This is a genomic window from Mesorhizobium sp. DxT (assembly GCF_058448885.1).
This window is the reverse complement of sequence record NZ_JBZFLJ010000002.1, coordinates 101528-126766: the sequence shown is the minus strand read 5'-3', so window position 1 is coordinate 126766 and position 25239 is coordinate 101528. Positions and strand designations below refer to the sequence as shown.

The following is a 25239-nucleotide window of genomic DNA, read 5'->3' as shown; positions in this document are numbered from 1 at the left end:
CTGTTTCAGAAGTGTCAGGTCTTGGCGCCCTTGCCGTTGGCGCTTTCCGCACGCTCCTCGAACCGGTCGGCGCCCTTTTTGAGGTCGCTTCCTTTTCGAGCTTCTACCTTGCGCTCCTCTTTCGCCGCAGCGGTACGGAGATGCTTGCCGGCTTCGCTTCCCTTCTTCGAAAGTGCGTCCTTCCCACCTGCTTTGGTAGTCGCCATGGTTTTGCTCCTCATGGATATCGCCCTGCCGAATAGAACGGGCCGCGAGGCGCACGGTTGCGCGCCTCGGAATGTATTTTCGCTCCGCCGATTCAGGTTGCGTGCCCGAAATCCAAGAGAAAGCACCCAGGCAAGGTTGCAGGCCGACATCTAATGTCATCGGCGCCAACAGGAACCGCGGCGGCGCTGGTGCATTGTGTGGCGCATCCCCTGCGGATGTTCTCAGGTGACTGCCCGTCGCCTGCCATCAGGCGGCGGGCTCACTTTGCTGTTTTTTAAGCTCTGCGTCAGGGCACTGGAAATCATGCCGCTTTTTTGCATGATGCAGTGCAATACAGCCATCGTCTGGTGCGCTGGTGGATCCGGCCGGAGCGCGACCTCATGCTAGAACGAAACGATAGCTACGAAGCTCTGGCTTCCGGCTTCCGCTGGGAAATTCCAGCACGTTTCAATATCGGCGTTGCGGTCTGCGATCGCTGGGCGCAGGCGGAGCCGGATCGTGCCGCCCTCTTCGCCTATCGGCCCGAAGGCAAGCCCGACGTTCTCACCTATGGCGAAATGGAGCGTCGGTCGAACGCCTTCGCCAATGCGCTGCGCAAACTGGGCGTCATGCGCGGCGACCGTGTGGCGCTTCTGCTGCCGCAGGGTTTCGAGACGGCAATCGCCCACATCGCCATCTACAAGCTCGGCGCGATTGCGGTGCCACTGGCCCTGCTGTTCGGCGTCGAGGCGCTGGAATACAGGTTGCAGACCGCCGGCGTGAAGGCCGTGGTGACGACCGAGGCGGGCGCCGTGAAGCTTGCCGGCATCCGCGCGCGCCTGCCGCTGCTGGAGGCGGTCGTGTCGATCGATGGTGCGGGTGCGGGCGCACTTGGTTTCGAGGGCCTGGTTGCCGATCACGCCCCGGATTTCGAAGCGGAAGCAACGTCGCCCGACGACCCGGCGATGATGATCTTTACCTCGGGCACGACCGGTCCGCCCAAGGGCGCCTTGCATGGCCATCGCGTGCTGCTCGGCCACCTGCCGGGCGTGCAGATGCCGCACGAGTTCCTGCCGCAGCCTGGCGACAGGCTGTGGACGCCTGCCGACTGGGCCTGGGCCGGCGGGCTGCTCAACGTGCTTTTGCCGGGCCTCTATTTCGGCGTGCCGGTTGTGGCTGGCCGGTTCGAGCGTTTCGAACCCGAAGCGGCGCTGGGGCTGATGGAAAAGATGGCGGTCCGTAACGCCTTCATTCCACCGACGGCGCTGCGGATGCTGAAATCGGCGAGCGGCATCGCCAGCCGCTTCGACCTGAAGCTGCGCACTATTGGTTCCGGCGGCGAGGCGCTCGGGCGCGAGACCTACGACTGGGCGAAGGCCGAGCTCGGGCTGACCATCAACGAGTTCTACGGCCAGACGGAATGCAACCTGGTGCTTGCCTCCTGTGCCGCGCTGGGGGTCAGCCGCGGCGGCGCGATCGGCAAGGCCGTGCCGGGCCACGAGGTGGCGGTGATCGATGGCGAAGGCAGGCGAGTCAAGACCGGAGAGCCTGGCCAGATCGCGGTGAGGCGTCCCGATCCGGTGATGTTCCTCGAATACTGGCAGAACCCCGACGCCACAGGAAAGAAGTTCATCGGCGACTGGATGGTCACGGGTGACCAGGGCATCGAGGACGGAGATGGCTACGTGCATTTCTTCGGCCGCGACGATGACGTCATCACATCGGCCGGTTATCGCATCGGCCCCGGCGAGATCGAGGATTGCCTGACGGGCCACCCGTCCGTTGCGCTCGCCGCCGTCGTCGGCAAACCCGACCCGCTGCGCACCGAGATCGTCAAGGCCTATGTCGTGCTGAAGGATGGCGTCGAACGCAACGAGGAGCTGGCCGGCGACATCAGCCTGTGGGTGCGTGAGCGGCTCTCCGCTCACGAATATCCGCGCGAAGTGGAGTTCGTCGATTCGATGCCCCTGACGACGACCGGCAAGGTCATCCGCCGCATTTTCCGCGACCGCGCGAAAGCGGAGGCGGGTTAGCCGGCAGACAAGGAATCGTACGCCTCAACCCTTGCCGAACGCCTTCTTGACCTTGTTGCGCAGGATGCGCGCCATGTTGCGCGTCTGGCGGTCACGCAGGAGCTGTGAGGCAGCGCGACGCGTCAACGCTTCGGAGCCGGGCGTCAGGCCGATGACCATGGTGCCCAGCGAGCGCCGTTCGCTCCACAGACGGCTGAGCACCGGATGATCGGGCACCGCGCAGGAATCGGTCGCGTCGATGTTCGGGTCCTCGAGATGCGTCTTGGTGGTCTCTATCATCAGCAGCATGCCGGGCGAGAAACGCGCGTATTCCTCGTCATAGGCGGTTTTCCAGGTATACGCGCAGCCGGATTCGACGAAGACCACAAGGCTCGCGATCGGTCGGCCGTCGAGATAAAGCGCATGCACGCGGCACAGGTCCTTTTCCGCGAGCCGGTGCGCCGCCTCGCGTGCGAACGCTGCCCGGAAGCGGTCTATCGCCATGGCGGTACGTGCCCGACCCTTCCAGCCCGAGGCCTCGAGTGCGAGGAATTCCTCAACCCCGCGCCGGACCTCGTCGGGCTGGCGGGCGATGCGGTATTCGAGCTGGCCCAGATCGGAGAGCCGCCTGCGCAGGCGCCGGAATTCGCCTGCATGGTGATTGCTGAGCGTGGACTTCACGTAGTCGTCGCCGCCGAGATCGCTGTGCAGATATGGCCGCTCCATCCTGTTGGTGATCTCCAGCGGCAGGTTGCGGCTTTCGGCAAGCGCGTTGACCATTGCCGCGAACGGGCCGTCGAGGCGCACTTCGGGCATGACGAACACCTTCGGCAGGTTCAGATGCGGGCGCGCCAGCATGCCGAAGAAGTCTTCGATCACGCCGGCCGGATCGTCGCTGTCGACGAGCGGCGTTCCAAGGGGGCCGAACGGGTGCGACCACGTGCGCAGGATTGGCACGCCGAAAGGCGTCGTGGGCTTCTCGATGGTGAACGGCACCAGAAGGCGCAGGCGGCTGCGATATTCGGTGCCGTCGCGGATCACCGCGAGGCGGACGTCGCGATCCTCGAGGCGCGGCATGGCCGGCGCCAGGAAACGCGGATTGAAGAAGATGTTCGGCTCGACCGAGCGCGCGCAAAGATAATCGAGTTCCTCGACCAGTTCGAACCCGGCGGAAGCGGGGTAGATCGCCAGCTTGCGCGGCGGACGGCTGTCCATCTGCTCGATGAGGGCAGCGGGAACGCCTTCGGGCGTGTACTCGGCGAACTCCCCGATCATGCGGCCGGATGCGCTGCCGCTCAGTTCTTCAAGCAGGGGGACTGCAGCCATCTAGGCGACTCCCATATTGTTTCGTCCCGGAAACGGAATGATCATGACGATTCCCAGCCTGCGCCAGACGGTGAATGACAGCATCGCCGCCTCGCACGCCATGGCGACCGCCGTGGAGATCGCCGCGCCCCACAGGCCGTAGAGCGGGATCAGGAACACGTTGAGGATGACGTTGAGGGCGAGCGTTACGCCGTAGACGACGGCGCAGATGTTCTGGTTGCCGCTCATCGTCAGCAGGCTTTCCGCCGGGCCTACGGAGGCGCGGGCAACCACGCCCGCCACCAGCACGAACAGCAGCGGGTAGCCGGCATCGAAACCCGGGCCGAACAGGGCCAGCATCGGCTTGCCGATGACCAGCACCGCCGCGCCCATGGCTAGCGATGGCCAGAAGGTCCACGCGACGGTTTCGCGGGCGAACGCCGCCAGCTTCTCGGGGTTGCCGCCATGTGCGTACTGCGCATAGCGCTGCGCCACGCCGGCCTTGACGGCGAAATAGACGAAATGAACCAGCGCCAGCGTCTTGACCGTGGCGAAATACACGGCGACGTCGTCAGGGTTCATGAACCAGCCGACCATCAGCACGTCGGCATTGGTCAGCATGAAGAAGAAGCCTTCCACGAGGAAGATCGGCAGCGACACCACCACCCATTCGCGGATGCGGAACAATGGCGGCACGTCGCGCACTTCGCGGCCCGTCTGCGGAGCGATGGCGGCAAGCTGGAACAATGTGGTCGCATAGGTTGCGATGATGGCCACGACGATGCCCGTCTTTGCGTCGGGCAGGTAGCCTGCGAAGATTGCCGCCCCCATCAGCGCAAGGATAAGAATTGGGCGCAGCAGGTAGATCGGCGCAAGCGCCAGGATCGCCCAGGAGTTTGCCCGGGCGGTGCCCTCGAGCGTATCTGAAAGCGCAATCATCGGCAGGCAGACGATGCCGAGATAGAACGGCACGACGTAGTAGCTCTCGACGGCGTCGGAGAACAGCCACAGGCCGATAAGGCCGGCAGCGGCGAATAGCGTCGAGGTGGCGAGCACGAAGGCGCGGCTTGCCGCCATCACGCCGCGCAGTTCGCCGAGGCGACCGCGCTCCCGGTATTCGGGTATGTAGCGCACGATGGAGGTGTGGAAGCCGAGGCAGGACAGGTTGCCGACGATGATCATCGTCGTCCAGACCAGCACGAAGATGCCGTATTCGAAGCCGCCCATCCACCGAGCCATCATGATCTGGCTGAGGAGCGCTATCGCCGCGCTGACGATGCGGATGGCAAAGGCGGTGAGTGAGGTACGGCTTGCCTGACCGCGGTCGTCTGCGGTGAAAACCACGGAATCGAGCCGATCAAGGAACGGGCGTGCCCGTGCAGCCAGAGGCTCCGGCAGTAGCCGGTCGGCCGTCGATGCAGCGGAAAATCGCAACCCGATACACTCCGTCTCTTCGCGATGGTCACGGAACCCATAGCGCGGAGTCTTTAAGAAACGGTGAGACGGCGGCCGTCGAGCCCGGGCCGGAGGTGCTGCAACCGCTTCGAATCACGCCGAATGCCTGCTATTGGTTGCATCTCGGTACAACCTCCCGACGAGCACGCGGCATGAACGTTCTGGACAGGTTCACCCTCAAGGGGCAGATCGCGATGGTTACCGGCGCAGGGCGCGGCCTCGGCTTCGAGATGGCGCGCGCATTCGCAGATGCCGGTGCGCATGTCGTTGTGACCGGCCGCACCGCTGAAACCCTTGATGCGGCGGCTCATTCAATCGTGGAGGCGGGCGGCAGTGCGGAGGCCGCAGCCTTCGACCTTACGGATGCGTCCGCGCGCGGCTCGGCCATTGCCAGGATCGTCGACGGGCATGGACGGCTCGACGTCCTCGTCAACAATGTCGGTGCGCGGGACCGTCGCCCTCTCGCCGACTTCGAAGACAGGCATATCGCGGCGCTGCTCGACACGGATCTGCTTGCCGCCATCTCGCTGTCGCGCGATGCGGTCAAGGTTATGACTGCACAGGGCAGGGGCAGGCTGATCTTCGTCACCTCAATCGTCGGCGAGATGGCGATGCCGGGCGATGCCGTCTATCCGGTCGCCAAACAGGGGCTGACCGGGCTGATGCGCAGCCTCGCGGTCGAATGCGGGGCGCACGGCATCACCAGCAATGCTATCGCGCCCGGCATGTTCGCCACCGAGACCAACGCAGCGCTGGCCGAGAACCCCGACATGGTCGCCTTCGCACGTCAGCGCGTGCCGCTGCAGCGATGGGGGCGGCCCGACGAGATCGCGGGCGCCGCACTCTTCCTTGCCAGTGATGCAGCTTCCTTCGTCAACGGCCATGTGCTGACCGTGGACGGTGGCATGTCGGTACGGATGTAGCGATCGCTTCAGGAGGTTCGGGCGGGGCCGGTAGGGATCATCGCGGCGACAGTGCGGTCGCCGGTTTTCTCGCTCTTGGCGAGGCCCGCCGCGACGCCGATACGATCCGCTTCCGGCCGATTTTGGCTCATCTTGCGTTTGCCCTGCAGACGCGCGATCGGCAGGCGCAGGCCAACGATGCCGCGAAGCTGCGCACCGATGAAGGCGTCCGGCGCGTCTGTCACCGCCCATGGCTGCTCACGCGATTTTTCGTGAAGCTCCGTCAGGCGGATTACCACGTCGCGCAGCCGCCCCTCATCCTCGAAGAACTCCACCGGTCCATAGGCATGCACGGCCTCGTAATTCCATGTCGGCACGACCTTGCCGTGTTCCTGCTTGGTCGCATACCAGGAGGGGGTGACGTAGGCCTCGGCCCCGGAAAAGACGACCAGGGCATCGTGAGTTGTGGGCAGCTTCCACTGCGGATTGGCTTTGGCGACATGGCCGTAGAGCGTACCGAATTCGCCTTCGGTTTCAGCGAGCAGCAAGGGCAGGGGCGTTGCGACGAGCCCTTCCTCCGTGGCGGTTATCAGCGTCGCAAGCCGTGCCTCGCGCATCATCCGGCGTAGGGTTGCGGCGTTGTCTTCGCGGAAGGCTGGTGGCGTGTACATGAGGTCAGACTATCAGCCTCCCGCGTGTCAGCATAAGCCGGCTGCGCGGAGGAATTGATGGGCCAGCTTCGAGCTTAGACCGCGCGGTCCATCCCCCGACCAGCGCCTCCGGGATTTGTCTCGTGCCTTCTGCGCGGTCCTTGATATCGCCGTCGCGATAGACGTTCTGCGGCTCGACAGGATTGCTCGCTTCGGTTGAATCAACTATAGCATGTACCCATGGGGTTTTTGGGTCGGGCAGCGGTTACGCTTCTGGTGCTGATTTTTGCGTCGTCTGCGCGGGCCGACACGTTTCGGCGGGATTCGATCGCGTTCGACCGAGCCGGGCTCAGCTACGATCACTGGAACAAACGGCCGCCGGAAGACTGGGCACCGGTTTTCAACAGAGATGCAAGATTGGGGCTGAGCCTTCCGCTCGATTGGGACGAGCATTACAGGGTTCGGTTCGAGCAGTATTTTCAGCCCAACCTCTTTTACATGAACTCGTCTCTCCTGTGCAATTTCGCGCGCAGGAACCGGGACCAGAGGCGCGAAGCCGGGCGGCTGTTTCACGCCATGTATCTGCGAATGATGGAATTCGCCGAGAACGAGGATGGCCTGATCTTCATTCGCAGCGACTTTCCCTTCTCGCCCGGCGGCAACGCGCTATCCGGTACCGAGCAGGCTTTGGAAAGCGTGGCGAATTTCTTCGGTAAGACTCTCGTGCGCGATCACATGGAGGCGGGCTGGTCCAGCGCGATCGTCAACGGCTTCGTGATGGCGGGGCTCGTCAAGGCGCTCGATTGCTTCGACCGACCGGAATATCGCGAGACGCTCAAGGGGCTGGCGGCAGCCTATTCCCGTTTGCGCGTGGCGGGCCAGCCGGCGCCGGAGCGCTGGATTTCCTATGTCGATGAAGACGGATATCTGTGGTTCGAGGAATACCCGCTGACGGATGGCCGCCCCACGCTTGTTCTCAACGGACACATTTTCGCACTATTCGGCCTCGTCCTGTATGCTGACAAGATCGGTGACGAGAGCGTCGTTCCCCTGATCGAGGGCGGCCTCACCACTTTGCGCGACAATGGCGAACGTTTTCGCCGCGAAGGCCAGATCAATGCGTATTCGCTGCGGATCAAGGACTATGCCGACTACTCTCCCGATCGCACAGTCAGGCAGCAGTGCCAGCTCTATGCGATGACGGGAGAAGAGACCTTCCGCCGCCTGGCCTATGCATTCCGCACCGACATCGAGGCGTCCGGCCGCCCGGTGTCCGATTGGACCGTACGTCTTTGCGTGCAAAGCGCTGAACTCGCCGACTGAGTGAACGCACTCGCTATCGCTATCCAGCTCCCGGCCCGATTTGGCTGGCAACCACCTCGACCAGCCGGTCGAAGCCCGAGCCTGTGCCGACGACGCGCTGGTGTCTGTCCTCCGCGCTGCCCAGAAAGGCAAGTTGCTCGGTGTAGAGCATGAGCGTCTTCGCGCGGGCGGGTTGAAACTCGACGGTGGCCAGCGAGACGGATTGCCGGGTGCCGCCAAAACTCATCTCGAAGGCATAGATGATCCGATGGTTCGGCTCGATGTCGAAATAGCGTGCGGCGAAGGTCTGTTCGTGGCCTTCTGGCGTGCGCCAGCGGCGCGCCTCGGTGCCGCCGACATGGAACTCGAAGACATCCTCCAGCACGGTCCAGTCCGGATGGCAGGCGTTCCAGCGCTGCTTCATCGCCGCGTCCGACCAGAAGCGGAACGCATGCTTCGGCCCAATAGGCAACTCGCGCTCGACCACGAAGGTGGAATGGTGTGCAGCGTTCATGCCTCGCTGTCTCCTGAAGGGTTTTCCACGATCGCCTGAATCAGGCGGTCGAAGGCGGCGTTCATGGCGGTTTCGCGCTGGCGGACCCATGCGTTTATCGCGCCGAATGCCGCCGGATCGATGCGATAGGTTCGTGTGCGGCCGGCCTTTGTCGAGACGACGATGCCGCCCTTTTCGAGTACGCGGAGATGCTTGAGGGCGGAGGGCAGGCCCATGCCGGCCGGTTCCGCCAGTTCCTTGACCGTCGCCGGGCCGATGCTAAGTCGGTCGACCATGCCGCGCCGGCCCGGATCGGCCAACGCGGTGAAGATGTCGTCCAGCTTTCGTTCGCCCGTCCCCGTCATGCTTTCCACTCGCCACGCAGGAAGTGCGCCGGCATGGCGTCGCGATAGGGGAACATCGGAAAATAGGGCAGGGCTCCGTCCAGCGTGCGGCTTACGGAGGCGCGCGCCAACAGCCGTTCGAAATAGGCTTGCAGGTTCGTATGGCCGGGCTCGAAGGGATGCACGATCGAGGCGAAGAACAGCGCAGGTGCAGCCGCGCAGTCCGCCATGGTGATGCTGTCGCCGGTCGCCCAATCTCTTGCGGCCAGATGCGCGTCGGCCATGGCGTAGGCCGTATTGAGCGACTGTCGCGCATCCGCAACGCCTGTGGAGTCCGTCGCGCCATGCGGGCGGATGCGGTCGAGGACGATCTTCTGCATCGGTACACTGACGTAGAGATCGAAGAAGCGATCCCAAAGCCGCATGTCCAGCGCAGCTTCAGCATCTGGCGGCAGCAGCGCCACCTGACCGGGATAGTGCCGCTGGAGATATTCGATGATGATGGTCGTTTCAGGCACGACACGGTCGCGTGTCTGGTCGTGCAGCACCGGGATCTTGCCGACCGGCCACCGCGCCAACAGTTCGGCTGCCGAGCCCGGATCGCCCAGATCGACAGTGACCGGTTCGAAAGCCGTATCGTTCTCGTAAAGCGCGATCAGCACCTTGTGGCAGAACGAAGCCAGCGGATGAAGATAGAGCGTCAGACCCATGGAGCACCTCGATAGTTTCTGTTGTCGGAAACTATCGAGGTAAAGGTATGCGGGCAAGCAGAAAGTTTCCGCAGATGGAAACTTTCATGCCGCTCTATCCGACGCGACGAACCGGGTGGTTAGTTCGGTTTGGCCGGAAAGCCGGCGCGTCGCTAGGCGAACGCGCCGTGGCAGTGCTTGAACTTCTTGCCCGAGCCGCAGGGGCAGACCTCGTTGCGGCCGACCTTGCCCCAGGTAGAGGGATCGGCCGGGTCGCGCTGCTCGGCCGGTACGATGCGGTTGTCGGCAGGTGCGAGCGCCAGTGCGGTCTCGCCGAAATCGTCCTCGCCGGTAGTGGCGTCGATGTGCTCGCCGCGCATTGCCGCAGGCGCCTGCGGGGGCGGCGCGTCGGCTGCCTCGCGCACCAATTCCACGCGCATGAGCTGCGAGGTGACGACTTGGCGCAGATTGGCCAGCATCGCCTGGAACAGCTCGAAGGCTTCGGTCTTGTATTCCTGCAGCGGATCGCGCTGCGCATAGCCGCGGAAGCCGACGACCGAACGCAGGTGGTCGAGATTGACCAGATGCTCGCGCCACAGGTGGTCGAGCGTCTGCAGCACGATCGACTTCTCGACATAGGCCATGATGTCGGGGCCAAACCGTTCCGCACGCTCGGCGGCGGCCTTGTTGGCGGCCTCCATGATGCGCTCGCGGATCTGCTCCTCGTCGATGCCTTCCTCGGCCGCCCATTCGGCGACCGGCAGGTCGAGGTTGAGATAGGCGGTCACGCCTTCCTTCAGCCCGTCGAGGTCCCACTGTTCGGCATATGCGTTTTCGGGGATGTGCTTTGAAACGAGTTCCTCGACGACGTCCTGGCGCATCTCGGCGACGGTTTCGCCGAGGTTCTCGCCGTCCATCAGCTCGATGCGCTGCTCGAAGACGACCTTGCGCTGGTCGTTCATCACGTCATCGAACTTCAGCAGGTTCTTGCGGATGTCGAAGTTGCGCGCCTCGACCTTCTTCTGCGCCTTTTCAAGCGCCTTGTTGATCCAGGGATGGATGATGGCCTCGTCTTCCTTGAGGCCGAGCTTCTGCAGCATGCCGTCCATGCGGTCGGAGCCGAAGATGCGCATCAGGTCGTCCTGGAGCGACAGGAAGAATTTCGACCGGCCGGGGTCGCCCTGACGGCCGGAGCGGCCGCGAAGCTGGTTGTCGATGCGGCGGCTTTCGTGGCGCTCGGTGGCGAGCACGTAGAGCCCGCCGGCGTCCAGGGCCTGCTGCTTGAGCTTCGCGATGTCCTCGCGGATCGCCTTTTCCTTCGCGTCGCGCTCGGGACCCTCTGCCATGTCGGCAAGTTCCTGCGCGATGCGCATGTCGGCGTTGCCGCCAAGCTGGATGTCGGTGCCGCGGCCGGCCATGTTGGTGGCGATGGTGATCGAACCGGGACGGCCCGCCTGTGCGACGATGACGGCCTCCTGCTCGTGGTGGCGGGCGTTGAGGACCTGGAAGTCCTTGAAGCCCTCGGCGCGCAGGCGTTCGGCCAAATGCTCTGACTTTTCGATCGACGTGGTGCCGACCAGGGTCGGCTGGCCCTTGGCGTGCGCCTCGCGGATTTCACGCACGATCGCCTTGTATTTCTCTTCGACCGTCCGGTAGACCTCGTCGTCCTCATCCAGACGGGAAACCGGAAGGTTGGTCGGAATCTCGGAGACGTCCAACCCGTAGATGTTGCCGAATTCCTCCGCTTCCGTCAGCGCCGTGCCGGTCATGCCGGCCAGCTTGTCGTACATGCGGAAATAGTTCTGGAAGGTGATCGAGGCTAGCGTCTGGTTCTCGGGGTGGATCTTGACGTGTTCCTTGGCCTCAAGCGCCTGGTGGAGGCCTTCGGAGAAGCGGCGGCCAGGCATCATACGGCCGGTGAACTCGTCGATGATGACGACCTCGCCATTGCGCACGATGTAGTCCTTGTCGCGCTGGAACAGGCGATGCGCCTTCAGCGCGTTGTTGACGTGGTGCACGATGGCGACGTTTTCGACATCGTAGAGCGACTCGCCCTTGAGCATGCCTGCTTCACGCAGCATGTTTTCCAGCTTCTCCGTGCCTTCCTCGGTGAAGGTGGCGGTGCGCTGCTTCTCGTCGATCTCGTAATCGGATTCGTCCAGCTTGGGGATGAACGCGTCGATTGAATTGTAGAGTTCCGAGCGGTCGTCGAGCGGGCCGGAGATGATGAGCGGCGTGCGCGCCTCGTCGATCAGGATCGAGTCCACCTCGTCGACGATGGCGTAGTTGTGGCCGCGCTGCACCATCTGGGCGCGGTCATATTTCATGTTGTCGCGCAGATAGTCGAAGCCGAGCTCGTTGTTGGTGGCGTAGGTCACGTCGCAGGCATAGGCTGCCTTGCGTTCCTCGTCGGAAAGGCCGTGGACGATGACGCCGGTGCTCAGCCCGAGAAAGCCATAGACACGTCCCATCCATTCGGCGTCGCGGCTGGCAAGGTAATCGTTGACGGTTACGACATGCACGCCCTTGCCCGACAGCGCGTTCAGATAGACGGGCAGGGTGGCAACCAGCGTCTTGCCCTCACCGGTGCGCATCTCGGAAATGCCGCCGTCATTAAGAACCATGCCGCCGATAAGCTGAACGTCAAAGGGGCGCAGTCCGAGGGCGCGCCTTGCAGCTTCGCGGGCTACCGCGAAGGCCGGCACCAGCAGATCTTCGAGCGACTTTCCTGCGGCAATTTCCTGGCGGAATTCGTCGGTCTTGGCCCGGAGCGCCTCATCGGAGAGGGCTTCCATCTCCTTTTCCAGCGCATTGATCGCCTCTACGCGAGGCCGGAAGCCCTTGATGCGACGGTCGTTGGACGAACCGAAAATCTTGCGGGCGAGAGAGCCAAAGCTGACCATCAAAGGTCCTTTCAGAACGGATTGCCGGGCGGTGCCTCGGCAAGGCCCGCTACGGACGGTGCTGGCGGGCCGGAAAACGGAGGAAAGCGCCTCAAATAGCTTCTGGACGCCAAGTCGAAGGACAGATAAGAGGGGCCACAACCGATGTCAACGTTGCTTCCCCGGCATGGAGCAAGCGGAAAATCGCCACATTTTGGCTGGTTGAAGGGGCAACGCCCCATACCTTCATTCCCCTCACTGGAGAGTTTCTGATGAAGCACACGTCCCGTCGCCTGTCATTCGTTCGCCTCGGCGCGGCCGCAGCCATTCTGGCCCTTGCCGGCACTGCCGCCATGGCCCAGGAGAACGCAGTCGTTGCAACGGTGAACGGACAGCCCATCACGGAGACCGATCTGGAGATCGCGATTTCCGATCTGGAGCAGCAGTTCGCGCAGCTGCCCGCCGAGCAGCGTCGCGCCGCCGCACTCTCCGCCGTGATCGAAATCAGGCTGCTGGCGGCCGAGGCCGAGGGCAAGGGCCTTGCAGACGGTGACGATTTTGCGCGCCGCATGGACATGCTGCGCCAGCGCGCGCTCCACAGCGCCTATATTGAGCAGGAGGTTGCCGCGCTCGTCACCGATGAGGCAGTCCGCGCCCGCTATGACGAGGAGATCGCCAAGATCCCGGCCAGCGAAGAAGTGCGCGCCCGCCATATTCTCGTCGAGACCGAGGAAGAAGCCCGCGAAATCATCAAGCAGCTCGACGAGGGCGGCGATTTCGAGGCGATTGCAAAGGAGAAGTCGACCGACGGCGCGGCCGCGCAGGGCGGCGACCTGGGCTATTTCGGCGCTGGCCAGATGGTGCCGGAGTTCGAGAAGGCCGCGTTTGCGATGGAAGTCGGCGCGCATTCCGCCGAGCCGGTCAAGTCGCAGTTCGGCTGGCACGTCATCAAGCTCGAGGACAAGCGCGCCAAGCAGCCGCCGGCATTCGAGCAGGTTTCTGGCCAGCTCCGCTCGGTGCTTCTGCGCGACGCCTATATGAAGGTCGTCAACGACCTGCGTGCGGCCGCCGATGTCGAGATCGAGGACGAGGCGCTGAAGGCCATGCTCGAGCCCGCCGCGGGTGAAGATGCTGCAGAGGGCGAGACGCCTGCCGAAAAGCCGGCCGAATAACGCGCAAGCGGATCTGATCTGAAATGAGGTGAGGGGCGCATTGAGGCGCCCCTTGCTGTTTAAGGCAGCGTTTCCGCTGAGGACTGACTGCCTGACTTGACGATCCCGCAGAGCATCACCCTCGCGGCAGCGCGCACGGCCTCGTCCGTCTCGTCCAGCCTGCCTGTCAGGAGGTGTGACCAGGCGTATGCGGAGATCAGGTCGGCCACCACCAGCGGGTCGACCTCGCTGCCGACCTCGCCGCGGCGCTGCGCGCGCGCGATCATGCCTCCGGTCTGCACGCGGCGATCCCGCGCGTAGCCGGCAAGCGCCTCGGCTGCCTTCTCGTCGGACTGGGCCTCGGCGATGATGGATCGGAAGATGCTGCCCGAGGGCGTGTCGCGCCAGTGGCTGAGAAGCCGCTTCAGGAAACGCACGATGTCCTCCTCAACCGAGCCTGTATCGGGATAGACGACATCGCGCTTCTGCCGCTGGTAAACGTCGAGCAGCAGCGCGGCCTTGCTCGGCCACCAGCGGTAGATAGTCGGCTTGCCCGCCCGCGCCCGACGCGCCACGGCCTCGATCGAAAAGCCGCGATGACCTTCTTCCATCAGCACGCTTTCAGCTGCCTCCAGAATGGCCTCGGCGCTTTTCGGGTTTCTCCTGGCGCCTATCGAACGGCGCGCTTCGTCTTCGGTCACTGGCAATCCTCCTGCAAGCAGGATAGCAGGCCTCTTGACAAAACGAAACGGCCCGTTTTATATAACGGAACGTTCCGTTCCTATTGATACACTCTTTAGCAGACCGCCGCGTCACGGGCGGGGTCTTTCAATCGTCTTCCATCGACATCCGCAAAACCCGGAGAATTGACATGACCCTGACCGCCGATAACCCTGCATCCACCCCAACCGCCACGCAGGCGGCTTCGCGCTTTTCCCGTCCGCGCTTCGCCGTTCTGGTTGCGCTCGGCGTCTATCCGCTCATCACGGGCCTGCTCTATCTGATCTTCCCGCTTACGGACGGCTGGCTGCTATGGCAGCGCACCCTCCTCATCGTGCCGATCATGGTCACCGCAATGGTGTGGGGGTTGATCCCCGGCGTGCAGAAGCATTTCCGCGGCTTTCTCAACCCGCAAAGTTAGCGCGTCGGGACTGGCGGCGGCGCAAAACGCCTTGCGCCGCCGGGACATATCGGGCAAACGACGCCTTTCTCACCCTTGCCCATCGAGTTGCCATGTCGGACACCGTTTCGCCCCTCGCACCCCGCAAGCAACCCAGGATGCCGGCGGTGCCCGGCGTTCGTATCGCGACCGCCCAGGCTGGCATCAAGTACAAGGGTCGTACCGATCTGCTGGCCATGGTGTTCGACGAGGGCACGACCGTGGCGGGCGTCTTCACCCGCTCCAAGTGCCCGTCCGCACCGGTGGAATTCTGCCGCGCCAATCTGCCCGGCGGCAGCGCTCGCATCCTTGTGGTCAATTCCGGCAACGCCAACGCCTTCACCGGCAAGCGCGGCCGCGAGACGACGGCAGCGACAGCGCAGGCGGCGGGCAAGGCGACGGGCTGTGCGGAAAGCGAGGTTTTCCTCGCTTCGACGGGCGTGATCGGCGAGCCGCTCGATCCGGCCAGGTTCGCCCACCTTCTCGGCGACCTCGTCGACCGGGCCGAGCCTGGCATGTGGGCCGAGGCCGGCAAGGCGATCATGACCACCGATACCTATCCGAAATACGCCACCGCCAGGGTGCTGCTGGGCGATGTCGAGGTCACCATCAACGGCATCGCCAAGGGCGCCGGCATGATCGCGCCAGACATGGCGACAATGCTGTCCTTCGTCGCCACCGATGCCCCAATCGATGCGCCGGTTCTGCAGGACATGCTGTCGAAGGGCGTTGGCAAAACCTTCAATGCGGTGACCGTCGACAGCGATACGTCGACCAGCGACACGCTGATGCTGTTTGCCACCGGGACCGCCGAGAAGTCCGGTGCGCCGCGCATCAGCGATCCGAAGGATGCGCGCCTTTCGCAATTCCGCCGCGCGCTCAACCGCATGCTCAAGAACCTTGCGCTGCAGGTGGTGCGCGACGGCGAGGGCGCGCGCAAGCAGGTCGAAGTGACGGTGACGGGGGCGAAGTCGGCGCGCTCGGCCAAGCGCGTGGCGCTCTCGATCGCCAATTCGCCGCTGGTCAAGACGGCGATTGCCGGCGAGGACGCCAATTGGGGCCGTGTCGTCATGGCCGTCGGCAAGGCCGGCGAGCCCGCCGACCGCGACCTGCTCGCCATCTGGTTCGGCGGCATCCGGGTTGCGCACGAAGGCGAGCGGGATCCCACCTATTCCGAAGCAGAGACATCCGCCTACATGAAGCAGGATGAGATCGTGATCCGTGTCGACCTTGGCCTCGGACGCGGCAAGGCAACGGTGTGGACCTGCGATCTGACCAAGGAATATGTCGCCATCAACGGCGACTACAGGAGCTGAGGCACGCCGCTTGATGGAAACCGGACGCCCATCCCCGGCAGACCTGCCCACCGTGCGGCGGTTCGAGGCCGCCGGTTTCAGGGCCTGGCCGGCGACGACCGTCCATTACGACGGAGCGTGGGCGGTAAGGCTGACCGGCGGGCATCCGGCCAAGCGTCTCAATTCCGTCAATCCGCTGGACCCGGGCGACGACGGACGTGTTCCCGAACGCGTCGCACGTGCGGCACGGCGCTTCGCCGCCTACGGCCGGCCGCTGACGTTCCGCATGTCGCCACTTGCCGGTCGGGGGGTTACGAAGCATTTCGATGACGAGGGCTGGAGCAGTTTCTCCACTTCGGTTGTCATGCGAGCAAAGCTCGAAGACCGTTTGCTGCGCGACGCCATGCATCAGATTCCGCTGAAGGACATCGGTCGGTTCATCAACGCGGCGATCGCCATTCGCAATCTCGATCCGGTGCTGCAGCCGGGGCTGTCCGAAATCATAGGTTCGATCCAGCCCCAGGTGGGTCTGTTCGTGCTCGAAGAGAACGGGACGCCGGTCTCGACCGCGATTTGTGTGCGCGACGGCGACCTTGCCGGCCTGTTCGAGGTGGCGACCGAGGAAAGCCAGCGTGGCAAGGGCTACGGCCGGCGCACGCTGCTTTCCGCGCTGAAATGGGCGCGCGCGCAGGGTGCCCGCACTGCCTGGCTGCAGGTCGAGGCGGACAACGATCAGGCCATCGGGCTCTATCGATCGATGGGCTTCGGCGACCTCTACAGCTATCATTACCGCCAGCCCCCCGCGTCGGAGACCGCATGAGCCAGCCGGAGGAATCGAAGCGGCTGCTGCTGGTCGCCGCCTGCGCGCTGGTCGATGGCGACGGGCGGGTGCTGATCGCACAGCGCCCGGAAGGCAAGCAACTCGCCGGCATGTGGGAATTTCCCGGCGGCAAGGTCGAACCGGGCGAGACGCCCGAGGAAACTGTCGTGCGCGAGTTGCGCGAGGAGCTGGGCATCGAGACCAAGGTCGCCTGTCTCGCGCCGCTGACCTTTGCCAGCCACGCCTATGAGAGCTTCAACCTGCTGATGCCGCTTTTCGTCTGCCGCCGCTACTGGGGCATTCCGCAGGCGCAGGAAGGGCAGGCGCTGAAATGGGTGCGCCCGAACAAGCTGCGCGACTATCCGATGCCGCCGGCGGACGAGCCGCTCATCCCCTACCTCATCGACCTGCTTTAACGGTCCGCCCCGCCGTGGATCGTTAATCAATCCTTCAGAGCCATGTGAAATTTTGAGTAAAAGACGCACTTTTTTCGCCGTCACTTGGCATGGAAGGAAAGCGATGTCGCTTCGGGACGATTGGGAAGCACCGCGCGCTGCGCGCGGATGGAGCCTCGGACCGGCAGGCATGGGGGCGTTGCGGGTAACGCTGCTGTTCGGGTCCGCCGCGGTCGCTCTTGCTCTCATCCTCACGCCGATGCTTGAGGACCGGACGCGCAAGATCGCCTATTCGGCCTATCCCGGCGGCCTCGACATGATGCCGACAGGCTCCATCGGCCAGCGTTCCAATCCAGGCGAATATACGATCCGCCGCAGCGTCCTGCAGCCGTCGCCTAACGCCGTCTGCATCATTCGCGGCAACGGCATGCGCACGGGCGATTGTTGATCTGCCGTTAACCCTGCCGGTTAACGGTTTGGTTCAAGCCCCGACGTATAGTGACCGCATCGACCCCCAGCCAACTGGACACGAGGCGATGCTGGTCAGATTTATCAATGACGAATGCGGCGCGACCGCAATCGAATACGGCCTCATCGTGGCGGTTCTGTCGCTCGCGATTGTGGGCAGCCTCGGCTTGTTGATGAACAACATCGAAAACAACTTCGATTACATCAGCAATATCGTCACCGATTCCAGCAGCGGCAATTAGCCCCTAACGCTCAGCCGTCCTTTTCTTCGCCAAGCACCTTTGCCAGCGAAACCGTCGCGCTGCCGGGTTTCAGGGGCTTCTGCTGCGATGAATGCGGCGCCCAACCTGAAAGCCAGATCGTCGAGAAGGTCGCCCGAGTGCGCCCGTCCGGGTCCGAAAACCGTTCCGCGTAGATTTCGGCCGCGCGCATGAACAGAGCGCGCGTTGCAGGCTTGCGGCTGCGTCCAGCAAGCGCATTGGTCGCGCCCATAGCCCGCAGGTCGCGCATCAGCGCAAACATGGAATCGTAGCGCACCGTCACCGTTTCGAGGTCTGCGACCGGCAGCGCGAAACCCGCCCGCTGCAATAAAGCGCCGGCATCGCGGACATCGGTGAAGGGAGAGACCCGCGGGCTCGCGCCGCCATGAAGCTCGGTCTCGGCCGCCAGCAGCGCCTCGCGCAGTTCGCCCAACGTCCCCGCGCCCGCCATGCAGCCTAGGAACAGTCCGTCGGGCCGCAGCGCGCGGCGGATCTGTACCAGCATGCCCGGAACGTCGTTCATTTCCTGCAACGCATAGAGGGAGACCACGAGGTCCAGGCTTTCGGGCTCGAAGGGCACGGTCTCTGGCGGGGCTACCTCGCCAGCGCCCTGCGCGAACAGGGCTGCGTCGGCCTCCACACGTCCGACCGTTTCGGCCTTGCCGCTTGCCGAGACGGCGTCCGATGCCTCGGAGGTCATCGAGAAAAGCGCGGCCGCGCGGTCGAAGCGGCGCTCCACGGCGGCCAGCCGGTCTTCGAGGTCGCCCGCGGCGCGTTTCATCAGGAAGCCGGCGCCTGCATCGGCGATGCGCAGAGCACGGCGCTTCTTCGCCAGCAGGCTGTCATGATCGAAGATCGGTTCCATGAAACTCCTCGGTGCACCCGGATGGTGCCGGATCGCCGGCTTCTCTGATATGGTGCCGGCGGGGTGGGATTTCTCGTGGCCGATCGCGGGGCAGAGTTCAAGAGGTGGAAGGAGGTGCTGGCGAATTTGCCGGCGCGCATCCTGTTTCCGCCCGTATGCGCCGGCTGCCGAAGGCTGGTCGCCGCGCCCGGCACGCTGTGCGGCCAGTGCTGGCCGACGCTTCGCTTCATCGAGCGGCCATGGTGCGAGGTACTTGGAACACCGTTCTCGCACGAGATGGGCGAGGGCATCCTGTCTGCGGACGCCATCGCCAATCCGCCGCCATTCGCGCGAGCCCGCTCGGCGGTCGTCTATGAAGGCGCGGCGCGGCAAATGGCGCTGGGGCTCAAGTTCCGCGACCGCACCGAGCTCGGTCCCTGGATGGCGCGCTGGATGATGCGGGCCGGCGGCGAGCTTGTCGCCGATGCCGATGTCATCGTGCCGGTGCCGCTGCACCGCAGGCGCTTCTTCTGGCGCCGCTTCAACCAGTCGGCTGAACTGGCGCGGGCGATCGGCGTGCAGTCCGGCAAGCCGTTCGCGCCCGACGCCGTCATTCGCGTGCGCCCGACGCGCCAGCAGGTCGGGCTGGGCGCGCGCGAGCGCGAAACCAATGTGCGCGGTGCATTTCGTGTGCCCACGGAGGCTGAGATCCTGGTGCGCGGGCGCAGGGTTCTGCTGGTCGACGATGTCTATACGACCGGGACCACGGTTTCAGCCGTCACCCGCGCGCTCAAGCGGGGTGGTGCCGCCGATGTCGACGTGCTGACTTTCGCGCGGGTTCTGCCGGGGGACTTCCGGCCGGACGACGCCGGGACTATATGAAGGTTACAAGACAAACAGGACCGACCATGGCCGAAGTCACGATCTATACGCGCATGATGTGCGGCTACTGTGCCGCCGCCAAACGACTGCTCGACAGCAAGGGCGTCGACTACACGGAGCACGATGCGAGTTTCTCGCCGGATCTGCGGCAGGAAATGATAAGCCGTGCCAACGGGGGCAGTACGTTTCCGCAGATATTCATTGGCGATACCCATGTCGGCGGCTCCGACGATCTTCATACGCTGGAGCGCAGCGGCCGGCTCGATGCGCTTCTCGCAGGTGGGCAGGACTAGGAGGGCGGCATGGAGACGGTGAGGGTTGCAGCGTTGCAGATGCGCTCGGGCATGGACCCGGCGCGCAATGCGGCGGATTTCGAGGCGCTTGTGCGCGAGGCGGCTGGCAAGGGCGCGGTCTATGTGCAGTCGCCGGAGATGACCGGCGCTCTGGTGCGCGACCGTGCAACGCTGAAGGCGCTGCTGAAACCGGAAGCCGACGACATCATCGCACGCAAGGCCGCGGCACTGGCTGGCGAACTCGGTATTTTCGTCCATGTCGGTTCGACCGCGATCGCGCGGCCGGACGGCAAGGTCGCCAATCGCGGCTTCGTCTTCGGGCCGGATGGCTCGAAGCTCGCCACCTATGACAAGATCCACATGTTCGACGTCGACCTCGACAATGGCGAGAGCTGGCGCGAATCGGCCACCTACGAGCCGGGCACCGCCAGTACCGTTGTCGACCTGCCCTTTGGCCGGCTCGGCATGGCGGTGTGCTACGACCTGCGCTTTCCGCAGCTTTTCCGCGCGCAGGCGCTCGAGGGTGCGCAAATCCTCACCGTGCCGGCCGCCTTCACGCGGCAGACGGGCGAGGCGCACTGGCACGTGCTGCAAAGGGCGCGGGCGATCGAGAACGGCGCGTTCGTCATCGCCGCCGCGCAGGGCGGCATTCACGAGGATGGCCGCGAGACCTATGGCCACTCGCTCATCGTCGATCCGTGGGGCCGCGTGCTTGCCGAGGCCGATCATGACGAGCCCGCCGTGGTGATCGCCGATCTCGACATGGCCGCGTCCGCAGCGGCGCGGGCTAAGGTGCCCAATCTCAAGAACGCGCGCGAGTTCCGCGTTGAAGTGTTGGGTGCGCAGACGCAGCAGAGGCAGGCGTCATGATCCGCTTCCAGCTCTGCTGCGACGCCGATCATGAATTCGACGGCTGGTTCCGCAATGGCGATGATTTCGACGTCCAGAAGAAGCGCGGGCTCGTTTCCTGTCCGGTCTGCCACTCGGCCAAGGTCGAGAAGATGCTGATGGCGCCTGCGGTCTCGACCGGCCGCAAGAAGGAAACCATGGCGCTTGCCATGGGCGAGCAGCAGCGCAAGGCGATCGCGCAGCTCAAAGCGCTGGCCGAAAAGGTGCGCGAGAACGCCGACTATGTGGGCGACAAATTCGCGGAAGAGGCCCGCAAGATTCACTTCGGCGAGACCGAGGCGCGCGGCATCTATGGCGAGGCGACGCCGGACGAAGCACGCGAACTGGTCGAGGACGGAGTTGAGTTCATGCCGATCCCGGTTTTCCCGGACGACCAGAACTAGAGTGCAGCAACCCTACTGCGCCGTCTTCTCGGCCAGCACCATGTAGTTGACGTCCATGTCCTTCGAACGCTGCCAGCGGTCGGAGAGCGGGTTGTAGGTCACGCCGGTGCGGTCGATCACCCCCATGCCGGCAGCCGTCAGCGCGCGCTCCAGCTCCTCGGGCCGCACCAGCTTGCCATATTGGTGGGTGCCGCGCGGCAGCCAGCGCAGCACGTATTCCGCGCCGACGATGGCCAGCCCCAGCGCCTTGAGCGTGCGGTTGATGGTAGCGACGAACATGATGCCGCCCGGCTTGACGAGATCGGCGCACTTGTCGACGAAGAAGTCGACGTCGGTGACGTGCTCGACCACTTCCATGTTGAGCACGACGTCGAACTGCTCGCCGGCATCCGCCAGTGCTTCGGCTGTGGTGGCACGATAGTCGATCCTCACGCCGCTTTCGGCCGCGTGGAGTTTCGCCACCTCGATATTGGTTTCCGACGCGTCCGCGCCGACCACCTCGGCCCCCAGCCGCGCCATAGGCTCGCACAGGAGCCCGCCGCCGCAGCCGATGTCGAGGATGCGAAGGCCGCTGAAGGGCTTTGCCGCGCGCGGATCGCGGCCAAATCTGGTCGCCACATGATCGCGGATATAGGCGAGGCGGACGGGATTGAACTTGTGCAGCGGACGGAACTTGCCGTTGGGGTTCCACCATTCCTGCGCGAGCGCGGAGAAGCGCTCCACTTCGGCGGAATCAATGGTCGTTCGTCGGGCTTCTGGCATCGGTTGGTCTCCCTCTCGAGGCAATCAAGTCGGGCGCAAGGGCCAGAATGTCAAGCCGCGATGACGTCACGTTGGGGCTCCCGCCATATCCATGGCGGTTCATGTCAGTAGGGTGGCCGGGGCGTGCGGCGAAGGATTGCGCTCGCGCGGTACGAACCTATATGCGCTGTTCCCGCCTGCCTTATTTGAGGCTTTTTCATGACCGCCGCCGTTTCCATCACCAATCTTTCCAAGACCTATGCGACCGGTTTCACCGCGCTCAAAGGGGTCGACCTCGAAGTCCGCAAGGGCGAAATCTTCGCGCTGCTGGGGCCGAATGGCGCCGGCAAGACGACGCTGATCGGCATCGTCTGCGGCATCGTCAACGCCAGCGACGGCACGGTGCTCGTTTCGGGCCACGACGTCGTTTCCGAATACCGCAAGACGCGCTCGCTGATCGGCCTGGTGCCGCAGGAAGTGTCGATAGACGCGTTCGAGAGCGTGTGGAACACCGTTTCGTTCAGCCGTGGCCTGTTCGGCAAGGGGCCGAACCCCGCCCACATCGAAAAGGTGCTCAAGGCGCTGTCCCTGTGGGACAAGAAGGACGAGAAGGTGCTCAACCTTTCCGGCGGCATGAAGCGGCGCGTGCTGATCGCCAAGGCGCTGTCGCACGAGCCGGAAATCCTGTTCCTCGACGAGCCGACGGCCGGCGTCGATGTCGAGCTGCGCCGGGACATGTGGGAAATGGTGCGTGGTCTGCGCGAGACCGGCGTCACCATCATCCTGACCACCCACTACATCGAGGAAGCCGAGGAGATGGCCGACCGCATCGGCGTCATCAACCATGGCGAGATTATCCTGGTGGAGGAGAAGCGCACGCTTATGCGCAATCTCGGCAAGAAGCAGCTTCGGCTGGAGCTCTTGTCTCCGGTCGATGCCATCCCCGAGACGCTTGCCGGGCGCGGGCTGGAGCTCGCCGACGGCGGCGCAACGCTGGTTTATTCCTACGACACCCATGGTGAGCGCACCGGCATAACCGCGCTCTTGGGCGACCTCAATCAGGCCGGCCTTCGCTTCCGCGATCTGGAGACGCGCCAGAGCTCGCTGGAGGAAATCTTCGTCAATCTGGTGAAGGAGCGGGCATGAACCTGCACGCCGTCAAGTCGATCTACATGTTCGAGATGGCGCGGACGTTCCGCACCGTCATGCAGTCGATCATCTCCCCGGTTATCTCGACCTCGCTCTATTTCGTCGTGTTCGGGGCGGCCATCGGCTCGCGCATCGAGCAGATCGGCGGCGTCAGCTACGGCGCCTTCATCGTGCCCGGCCTCATCATGATGTCGCTGCTGACGCTATCGATCTCCAACGCGTCCTTCGGCATCTATTTCCCGAAATTCACCGGCACCATCTACGAGGTGCTGTCGGCGCCGATTTCCTATGTCGAGATCGTGCTCGCCTATGTCGGTGCGGCAGCCACTAAATCGATCATGATCGGGCTGGTGATCCTGGCCACCGCCGCGTTCTTCGTTGATCTGCGCATCGAACATCCGTTCATGATGCTGTTGTTCCTGGTGCTGACGGCCGTCACCTTCTCGCTGTTCGGCTTCATCATCGGCATCTGGGCCGACGGGTTCGAGAAGCTGCAGATCGTGCCGCTGCTGATCGTCATGCCGCTCGCCTTCCTCGGCGGCACCTTCTATTCGATCGACATGCTGCCGCCCGTCTGGCAGACGATCTCGCTCGGCAATCCGGTGGTCTATCTCGTCAGCGGCTTCCGCTGGAGCTTCATCGGCACGTCGGACGTCAATATCGGCATCAGCCTGGCGATGACGCTGTTCTTCCTCGTCGCATGCCTCGCGATCGTCGCGTGGATATTCCGGACCGGATACAAGCTGAAGACCTGAGCGGCCGCCGCCGCCCCAAGGGGCGGCATGTCCTTGCGCGGCAACCTGCTTTTCGCTATGGAACGCGCGCACTTCCAGCCCTTCGTTTCCGGGGCTCTCATCTTGACGGCGAGGGGCATTGCCGCCCAGCGTCACTTCGCAGGGACTGATCGCTTCCATGGCGCGCATCGTGATGAAATTCGGCGGGACTTCGGTCGCCGACATCGCCCGCATCCGCAATGTGGCGCGGCACGTCAAACGCGAGGTGGAGGCCGGCCATGAGGTCGCGGTGGTCGTGTCGGCGATGTCCGGCAAGACCAACGAGCTCGTCGGCTGGGTCAAGGATGCCTCGAAGGCCGAGGGCTCCAACTTCAATATCTACGATGCGCGCGAATACGACACCGTGGTCGCTTCCGGCGAACAGGTCACGTCGGGCTTGCTGGCGCTCGTGCTGCAGTCGATGGGCGTGCATGCGCGCTCGTGGCAGGGCTGGCAGATCCCGATCAGGACCGACAACGCGCATGGTGCCGCCCGCATCGCCGACATCGACGGGTCCTTCCTCGTCCAGCGCTTCGGCGAGGGACAGGTTGCCGTCATCGCCGGCTTCCAGGGCATCGGCCCCGACAACCGTATCGCGACGCTTGGGCGCGGCGGTTCCGATACCAGTGCGGTTGCGATCGCCGCGGCCGTGAAGGCCGACCGCTGCGACATCTACACCGACGTCGACGGCGTCTATACGACCGACCCGCGCATCGAGCCCAAGGCCCGGCGGCTTGCCAGGATCTCCTTCGAGGAGATGCTTGAGATGGCCTCGCTGGGCGCCAAGGTGCTGCAGGTGCGGTCGGTCGAACTGGCGATGGTGCACAAGGTGCGCACCTTCGTGCGGTCTTCCTTCGAGGATCCGGACGCGCCCGGAATGGGCGATTTCGACAATCCGCCCGGAACCCTCATTTGTGACGAGGATGAAATCGTGGAACAGCAGGTCGTCACCGGTATCGCCTACGCCAAGGACGAAGCGCAAATCTCGCTGCGACGGGTCTCCGACCGTCCGGGCGTCGCCGCCGGCATCTTCGGGCCGCTGGCCGAGGCCGGCATCAATGTCGACATGATCGTCCAGAACATCTCCGAGGACGGCTCGTTCACCGACATGACCTTCACGGTGCCGTCCGCAGATGTCGGCAAATCGCTTTCCGTGCTCGAAAAGGTCAAGGAAACGATCGGCTACGACGCCGTGCAGCACGACGACGGCATGTCCAAGGTCTCCGTCATCGGCATCGGCATGAGAAGCCATGCCGGTGTCGCCGCCACCGCCTTCAAGGCGCTGTCGGAAAAGGGCATCAACATCCGTGCCATCACGACTTCCGAGATCAAGATCTCGATCCTGATCGACGGTCCTTATACGGAACTCGCCGTTCGCACTTTGCATTCCGTCTACGGTCTCGATAAGCAGTAGACGACGATACACCCCGGCACCGCGTGTCGGGACGGCGGCCCCTGGCGGGGCAGGCGCCGTCTTCGCGGAGTCGGTCCGGCGTT

Annotated in this window: 28 protein-coding genes; 17 read left to right on the top strand and 11 right to left on the bottom strand. The window is 64.1% G+C overall.

All coding sequences use genetic code 11. From position 1 onward, the window contains the following. Window positions 1–14: 14 nt before the first annotated feature. Window positions 15–206, bottom strand: a complete 192-nt coding sequence (locus ACVJNE_RS04645) for a hypothetical protein (RefSeq protein ID WP_173189606.1) — start codon at window positions 204–206, stop codon at window positions 15–17. A 381-nt stretch (window positions 207–587) separates the two neighbouring features. On the opposite strand from ACVJNE_RS04645, the gene ACVJNE_RS04640 reads away from it, so the two are divergent. Then, window positions 588–2219, top strand: a complete 1632-nt coding sequence (locus ACVJNE_RS04640; RefSeq protein WP_499563421.1) for an AMP-binding protein — start codon at window positions 588–590, stop codon at window positions 2217–2219. 24 nt (window positions 2220–2243) lie between these two features. Here ACVJNE_RS04640 and ACVJNE_RS04635 read toward each other — a convergent pair whose 3' ends face one another. Both ACVJNE_RS04635 and ACVJNE_RS04630 read right to left on the bottom strand, forming a co-directional pair. Beyond that, entirely contained in the window at window positions 2244–3524 is a 1281-nt protein-coding gene (locus tag ACVJNE_RS04635) for a GNAT family N-acetyltransferase (protein ID WP_444726678.1), read from the bottom strand. Next, window positions 3525–4937, bottom strand: a complete 1413-nt coding sequence (locus ACVJNE_RS04630) for a lipopolysaccharide biosynthesis protein (protein ID WP_499563419.1) — start codon at window positions 4935–4937, stop codon at window positions 3525–3527. 173 nt (window positions 4938–5110) lie between these two features. On the opposite strand from ACVJNE_RS04630, the gene ACVJNE_RS04625 reads away from it, so the two are divergent. Continuing rightward, window positions 5111–5881 (top strand): SDR family oxidoreductase, encoded by a 771-nt coding sequence (locus ACVJNE_RS04625; protein WP_499563417.1) that lies wholly within the window; start codon window positions 5111–5113, stop codon window positions 5879–5881. 8 nt (window positions 5882–5889) lie between these two features. Here ACVJNE_RS04625 and ACVJNE_RS04620 read toward each other — a convergent pair whose 3' ends face one another. Next, window positions 5890–6531, bottom strand: coding sequence for an FMN-binding negative transcriptional regulator (locus ACVJNE_RS04620; protein ID WP_499563415.1), 642 nt, complete (start codon window positions 6529–6531; stop codon window positions 5890–5892). Window positions 6532–6750: 219 nt separating this feature from the next. Between ACVJNE_RS04620 and ACVJNE_RS04615 the strand changes: the two genes are divergently transcribed. Continuing rightward, window positions 6751–7833 (top strand): D-glucuronyl C5-epimerase family protein, encoded by a 1083-nt coding sequence (locus ACVJNE_RS04615; protein ID WP_499563413.1) that lies wholly within the window; start codon window positions 6751–6753, stop codon window positions 7831–7833. 19 nt (window positions 7834–7852) lie between these two features. Here ACVJNE_RS04615 and ACVJNE_RS04610 read toward each other — a convergent pair whose 3' ends face one another. The 4 genes from ACVJNE_RS04610 to secA all read right to left on the bottom strand — a co-directional run bounded on the left by ACVJNE_RS04610 (window position 7853) and on the right by secA (window position 12241). Beyond that, a complete protein-coding gene (locus ACVJNE_RS04610; protein WP_499563411.1) occupies window positions 7853–8326 on the bottom strand; it encodes an SRPBCC family protein in 474 nt (157 codons plus the stop codon). Further along, window positions 8323–8670 (bottom strand): ArsR/SmtB family transcription factor, encoded by a 348-nt coding sequence (locus tag ACVJNE_RS04605; protein ID WP_499563409.1) that lies wholly within the window; start codon window positions 8668–8670, stop codon window positions 8323–8325. The genes ACVJNE_RS04610 and ACVJNE_RS04605 overlap by 4 nt, the downstream gene beginning before the upstream one ends. Further along, window positions 8667–9359 (bottom strand): glutathione S-transferase family protein, encoded by a 693-nt coding sequence (locus ACVJNE_RS04600; RefSeq protein ID WP_499563407.1) that lies wholly within the window; start codon window positions 9357–9359, stop codon window positions 8667–8669. The genes ACVJNE_RS04605 and ACVJNE_RS04600 overlap by 4 nt, the downstream gene beginning before the upstream one ends. Before the next feature lie 152 nt (window positions 9360–9511). Beyond that, complete coding sequence (secA, locus tag ACVJNE_RS04595; RefSeq protein ID WP_499563405.1) at window positions 9512–12241, bottom strand: preprotein translocase subunit SecA; 2730 nt, start codon at window positions 12239–12241, stop codon at window positions 9512–9514. Between the two features lie 251 nt (window positions 12242–12492). Between secA and ACVJNE_RS04590 the strand changes: the two genes are divergently transcribed. Continuing rightward, the gene (locus ACVJNE_RS04590; RefSeq protein ID WP_368803814.1) at window positions 12493–13392 is read left to right on the top strand and encodes a peptidylprolyl isomerase; all 900 of its coding nucleotides are present in this window, start codon (window positions 12493–12495) and stop codon (window positions 13390–13392) included. Between the two features lie 59 nt (window positions 13393–13451). On the opposite strand, the gene ACVJNE_RS04585 is transcribed toward ACVJNE_RS04590, so the two are convergent. Further along, entirely contained in the window at window positions 13452–14078 is a 627-nt protein-coding gene (locus ACVJNE_RS04585; RefSeq protein ID WP_499563403.1) for a TetR/AcrR family transcriptional regulator, read from the bottom strand. A gap of 164 nt (window positions 14079–14242) precedes the next feature. Here ACVJNE_RS04585 and ACVJNE_RS04580 point away from each other — a divergent pair, with 164 nt between their 5' ends. The 6 genes from ACVJNE_RS04580 (at window position 14243) to ACVJNE_RS04555 (ending at window position 17750) form a co-directional block, all read left to right on the top strand. Then, window positions 14243–14512, top strand: coding sequence for a hypothetical protein (locus ACVJNE_RS04580; protein WP_499563401.1), 270 nt, complete (start codon window positions 14243–14245; stop codon window positions 14510–14512). Between the two features lie 92 nt (window positions 14513–14604). Then, window positions 14605–15846, top strand: a complete 1242-nt coding sequence (gene argJ, locus ACVJNE_RS04575; protein ID WP_499563399.1) for a bifunctional glutamate N-acetyltransferase/amino-acid acetyltransferase ArgJ — start codon at window positions 14605–14607, stop codon at window positions 15844–15846. A gap of 13 nt (window positions 15847–15859) precedes the next feature. After that, on the top strand, window positions 15860–16645 hold the full coding sequence (locus ACVJNE_RS04570) for a GNAT family N-acetyltransferase (protein WP_499563397.1): 786 nt from the start codon (window positions 15860–15862) through the stop codon (window positions 16643–16645). Beyond that, complete coding sequence (mutT, locus tag ACVJNE_RS04565; RefSeq protein ID WP_499563395.1) at window positions 16642–17061, top strand: 8-oxo-dGTP diphosphatase MutT; 420 nt, start codon at window positions 16642–16644, stop codon at window positions 17059–17061. The genes ACVJNE_RS04570 and mutT overlap by 4 nt, the downstream gene beginning before the upstream one ends. Window positions 17062–17164: 103 nt before the next feature. Beyond that, window positions 17165–17488 carry a hypothetical protein gene (locus ACVJNE_RS04560; protein ID WP_499563393.1) on the top strand — a complete coding sequence of 108 codons (324 nt, stop codon included), beginning with the start codon at window positions 17165–17167 and terminating at the stop codon, window positions 17486–17488. Between the two features lie 88 nt (window positions 17489–17576). Beyond that, a complete protein-coding gene (locus ACVJNE_RS04555; protein ID WP_499563391.1) occupies window positions 17577–17750 on the top strand; it encodes a Flp family type IVb pilin in 174 nt (57 codons plus the stop codon). A gap of 10 nt (window positions 17751–17760) precedes the next feature. On the opposite strand, the gene ACVJNE_RS04550 is transcribed toward ACVJNE_RS04555, so the two are convergent. Further along, window positions 17761–18633 carry a methyltransferase domain-containing protein gene (locus tag ACVJNE_RS04550; RefSeq protein WP_499563389.1) on the bottom strand — a complete coding sequence of 291 codons (873 nt, stop codon included), beginning with the start codon at window positions 18631–18633 and terminating at the stop codon, window positions 17761–17763. 75 nt (window positions 18634–18708) lie between these two features. Between ACVJNE_RS04550 and ACVJNE_RS04545 the strand changes: the two genes are divergently transcribed. Genes ACVJNE_RS04545 through ACVJNE_RS04530 form a run of 4 tightly spaced genes read left to right on the top strand, consistent with a single transcriptional unit; the run spans window position 18709 to window position 21079 of the window. After that, window positions 18709–19494, top strand: a complete 786-nt coding sequence (locus ACVJNE_RS04545) for a ComF family protein (protein WP_499564149.1) — start codon at window positions 18709–18711, stop codon at window positions 19492–19494. A gap of 26 nt (window positions 19495–19520) precedes the next feature. Next, window positions 19521–19787 carry a glutaredoxin 3 gene (gene grxC / locus ACVJNE_RS04540; RefSeq protein WP_499563387.1) on the top strand — a complete coding sequence of 89 codons (267 nt, stop codon included), beginning with the start codon at window positions 19521–19523 and terminating at the stop codon, window positions 19785–19787. 9 nt (window positions 19788–19796) lie between these two features. Continuing rightward, window positions 19797–20657, top strand: coding sequence for a carbon-nitrogen hydrolase family protein (locus ACVJNE_RS04535; RefSeq protein ID WP_499563385.1), 861 nt, complete (start codon window positions 19797–19799; stop codon window positions 20655–20657). After that, window positions 20654–21079 (top strand): DUF1178 family protein, encoded by a 426-nt coding sequence (locus ACVJNE_RS04530; protein WP_173189644.1) that lies wholly within the window; start codon window positions 20654–20656, stop codon window positions 21077–21079. The genes ACVJNE_RS04535 and ACVJNE_RS04530 overlap by 4 nt, the downstream gene beginning before the upstream one ends. Window positions 21080–21091: 12 nt before the next feature. On the opposite strand, the gene ubiG is transcribed toward ACVJNE_RS04530, so the two are convergent. Then, window positions 21092–21841 carry a bifunctional 2-polyprenyl-6-hydroxyphenol methylase/3-demethylubiquinol 3-O-methyltransferase UbiG gene (ubiG, locus tag ACVJNE_RS04525; RefSeq protein WP_499563382.1) on the bottom strand — a complete coding sequence of 250 codons (750 nt, stop codon included), beginning with the start codon at window positions 21839–21841 and terminating at the stop codon, window positions 21092–21094. A 198-nt stretch (window positions 21842–22039) separates the two neighbouring features. On the opposite strand from ubiG, the gene ACVJNE_RS04520 reads away from it, so the two are divergent. The 3 genes from ACVJNE_RS04520 to ACVJNE_RS04510 all read left to right on the top strand — a co-directional run bounded on the left by ACVJNE_RS04520 (window position 22040) and on the right by ACVJNE_RS04510 (window position 25156). Beyond that, a complete protein-coding gene (locus ACVJNE_RS04520) occupies window positions 22040–22966 on the top strand; it encodes an ABC transporter ATP-binding protein (RefSeq protein WP_499563381.1) in 927 nt (308 codons plus the stop codon). After that, on the top strand, window positions 22963–23724 hold the full coding sequence (locus tag ACVJNE_RS04515; RefSeq protein WP_499563379.1) for an ABC transporter permease: 762 nt from the start codon (window positions 22963–22965) through the stop codon (window positions 23722–23724). Before ACVJNE_RS04520 ends, ACVJNE_RS04515 begins: the two co-directional genes overlap by 4 nt. 157 nt (window positions 23725–23881) lie before the next feature. Then, window positions 23882–25156, top strand: a complete 1275-nt coding sequence (locus ACVJNE_RS04510) for an aspartate kinase (protein ID WP_173190116.1) — start codon at window positions 23882–23884, stop codon at window positions 25154–25156. The last annotated feature ends 83 nt before the right edge of the window (window positions 25157–25239 follow it).

Bases quoted from the DNA above. Each gene is read 5' to 3' on its own strand.
- ACVJNE_RS04645 (WP_173189606.1), bottom strand. From the start codon at position 206: ATGGCGACTACCAAAGCAGGTGGGAAGGACGCACTTTCGAAGAAGGGA.
- ACVJNE_RS04640 (WP_499563421.1), top strand. From the start codon at position 588: ATGCTAGAACGAAACGATAGCTACGAAGCTCTGGCTTCCGGCTTCCGC.
- ACVJNE_RS04635 (WP_444726678.1), bottom strand. From the start codon at position 3,524: ATGGCTGCAGTCCCCCTGCTTGAAGAACTGAGCGGCAGCGCATCCGGC.
- ACVJNE_RS04625 (WP_499563417.1), top strand. From the start codon at position 5,111: ATGAACGTTCTGGACAGGTTCACCCTCAAGGGGCAGATCGCGATGGTT.
- ACVJNE_RS04620 (WP_499563415.1), bottom strand. From the start codon at position 6,531: ATGTACACGCCACCAGCCTTCCGCGAAGACAACGCCGCAACCCTACGC.
- ACVJNE_RS04615 (WP_499563413.1), top strand. From the start codon at position 6,751: ATGGGGTTTTTGGGTCGGGCAGCGGTTACGCTTCTGGTGCTGATTTTT.
- ACVJNE_RS04610 (WP_499563411.1), bottom strand. From the start codon at position 8,326: ATGAACGCTGCACACCATTCCACCTTCGTGGTCGAGCGCGAGTTGCCT.
- ACVJNE_RS04605 (WP_499563409.1), bottom strand. From the start codon at position 8,670: ATGACGGGGACGGGCGAACGAAAGCTGGACGACATCTTCACCGCGTTG.
- ACVJNE_RS04600 (WP_499563407.1), bottom strand. From the start codon at position 9,359: ATGGGTCTGACGCTCTATCTTCATCCGCTGGCTTCGTTCTGCCACAAG.
- secA (WP_499563405.1), bottom strand. From the start codon at position 12,241: ATGGTCAGCTTTGGCTCTCTCGCCCGCAAGATTTTCGGTTCGTCCAAC.
- ACVJNE_RS04590 (WP_368803814.1), top strand. From the start codon at position 12,493: ATGAAGCACACGTCCCGTCGCCTGTCATTCGTTCGCCTCGGCGCGGCC.
- ACVJNE_RS04580 (WP_499563401.1), top strand. From the start codon at position 14,243: ATGACCCTGACCGCCGATAACCCTGCATCCACCCCAACCGCCACGCAG.
- argJ (WP_499563399.1), top strand. From the start codon at position 14,605: ATGTCGGACACCGTTTCGCCCCTCGCACCCCGCAAGCAACCCAGGATG.
- ACVJNE_RS04570 (WP_499563397.1), top strand. From the start codon at position 15,860: ATGGAAACCGGACGCCCATCCCCGGCAGACCTGCCCACCGTGCGGCGG.
- mutT (WP_499563395.1), top strand. From the start codon at position 16,642: ATGAGCCAGCCGGAGGAATCGAAGCGGCTGCTGCTGGTCGCCGCCTGC.
- ACVJNE_RS04560 (WP_499563393.1), top strand. From the start codon at position 17,165: ATGTCGCTTCGGGACGATTGGGAAGCACCGCGCGCTGCGCGCGGATGG.
- ACVJNE_RS04555 (WP_499563391.1), top strand. From the start codon at position 17,577: ATGCTGGTCAGATTTATCAATGACGAATGCGGCGCGACCGCAATCGAA.
- ACVJNE_RS04550 (WP_499563389.1), bottom strand. From the start codon at position 18,633: ATGGAACCGATCTTCGATCATGACAGCCTGCTGGCGAAGAAGCGCCGT.
- grxC (WP_499563387.1), top strand. From the start codon at position 19,521: ATGGCCGAAGTCACGATCTATACGCGCATGATGTGCGGCTACTGTGCC.
- ACVJNE_RS04535 (WP_499563385.1), top strand. From the start codon at position 19,797: ATGGAGACGGTGAGGGTTGCAGCGTTGCAGATGCGCTCGGGCATGGAC.
- ACVJNE_RS04530 (WP_173189644.1), top strand. From the start codon at position 20,654: ATGATCCGCTTCCAGCTCTGCTGCGACGCCGATCATGAATTCGACGGC.
- ubiG (WP_499563382.1), bottom strand. From the start codon at position 21,841: ATGCCAGAAGCCCGACGAACGACCATTGATTCCGCCGAAGTGGAGCGC.
- ACVJNE_RS04520 (WP_499563381.1), top strand. From the start codon at position 22,040: ATGACCGCCGCCGTTTCCATCACCAATCTTTCCAAGACCTATGCGACC.
- ACVJNE_RS04515 (WP_499563379.1), top strand. From the start codon at position 22,963: ATGAACCTGCACGCCGTCAAGTCGATCTACATGTTCGAGATGGCGCGG.
- ACVJNE_RS04510 (WP_173190116.1), top strand. From the start codon at position 23,882: ATGGCGCGCATCGTGATGAAATTCGGCGGGACTTCGGTCGCCGACATC.